At 61.6% G+C, this 753-nt stretch carries 2 protein-coding genes; both read right to left on the minus strand.

From position 1 onward, the window contains the following. A partial coding sequence (locus ASU03_RS19345) for a response regulator (protein ID WP_157466007.1) occupies nt 1-268 on the minus strand: 268 nt, incomplete at its 3' end. Nucleotides 269-326: 58 nt separating this feature from the next. Continuing rightward, nucleotides 327-753, minus strand: a 427-nt coding sequence (gene rloA2, locus ASU03_RS20405) for a retropepsin-like aspartic peptidase RloA2 (protein ID WP_082627376.1), incomplete at its 5' end; no start/stop codon positions are given.

Genomic DNA, 753 nt, shown 5'->3' on the forward strand with positions numbered 1-753 from the left:
CCACCACACGATCGATCTCACCGTCGCGGGCACTGAGGAACATCACCGGCACTTCACTGAAGCGGCGCAGTTGCTTGCAGGTTTCAAAGCCGCTGATGTCCGGCAGGCCGATGTCGAGGATCAGCAGGTCTGCCGGGGTGTGCCGTTGATGCTCCAGCGCCGCCTGGCCGAGGGTCAGCCAGGTGGTGGTGATACCTTCGCCCTGCAGGGCAAAAATCAGCGTGTCTGCTATCGCCGCTTCGTCTTCGACAATCAGGATATGGGGCATGGCGTCCGAGCACAGGGAGCTAAAGGTGAACGGTGCCCCATGCCTTGTGCGGCGTCAATCAGCAGTCGGGTTTGTCGGCGGTGTAGCGGCGAGCCGGGTTCACGGCGGCGCCGAATTCACGCAGGGCCTTGGCACCGATCAGCAGCGGGTAGTTGAAGCTGCTGCGATCGGTCAGGTTGACCTCGACGGTGCGCTTGACGTTGCCCAGGCACATTTCCAGGTCCACTACCGGGCGCTTGGCAACGCTGGTTTCTTCGCCGTCTTCATCTTCGTCAGCACGGTTCTTGATCTTGCTGATGCGCGCCACCTTGTGTTCGTAGAGCTTGTTGCTCACATCCTTGCCGCTGAGGCGGAAACGCACCCAATCCTCGCCATCGCGGGTGAAGGTCTCGATGTCCCGGGCCGACAGCGAAGCGGTCAGCGCGCCGGTGTCCATCTTGGCCTTGAAGGTCTCGCCGATCTCCGGCAACTGGATGTATTCGTAG

It is taken from the genome of Colwellia sp. TT2012 (assembly GCF_001440345.1).
GTDB lineage: Bacteria > Pseudomonadota > Gammaproteobacteria > Enterobacterales > Alteromonadaceae > Colwellia.